1 protein-coding gene is annotated in these 380 nt (G+C 63.4%); it reads right to left on the bottom strand.

All coding sequences use genetic code 11. The features are described from left to right. Nucleotides 1-380, bottom strand: a 380-nt coding sequence (locus tag I6F37_RS45080) for an ATP-binding protein (protein ID WP_225155142.1), incomplete at both ends; no start/stop codon positions are given.

Below are 380 nucleotides of genomic sequence, written 5' to 3'. Positions count from 1 at the left end.
AACGAGCTCCCCCTGGCTCAAGCCTTCAAGCGCGGACTCGATTGACCCCCAGGAGCGAGCGGCCAGATTGAACTTGCCCAGGCGCCGCTCAAGTATCGCGCGTGCCGCCTGACGATCGGGCAGGTTGTACTCGATCACCTCATCAAATCGCCGCGCGAGCGCCTCGTCGAGGATCTCGACATGGTTCGTCGCGGCTAGCACTAGGCTATCCGTCGTGTTCGGCTCTTCCATGAAGGCGAGCACTGAATTTAGCACGCGGCGGATTTCGCCCACGTCGTTCGGATCGCCGCGCCGGGCGCCGATCGCGTCGAACTCGTCCAGGAGGTAGACGCCACGTGTCTGCGCGATCTGATCGAACAGAAGCCGCAGCTTGCCAGCGG

This window comes from Bradyrhizobium sp. NBAIM08 (assembly GCF_020193935.1).
Lineage (GTDB): Bacteria > Pseudomonadota > Alphaproteobacteria > Rhizobiales > Xanthobacteraceae > Bradyrhizobium > Bradyrhizobium yuanmingense.
The sequence above is the reverse complement of the archived record's forward strand: the minus strand, read 5'-3'. Positions and strand labels throughout refer to the sequence as shown.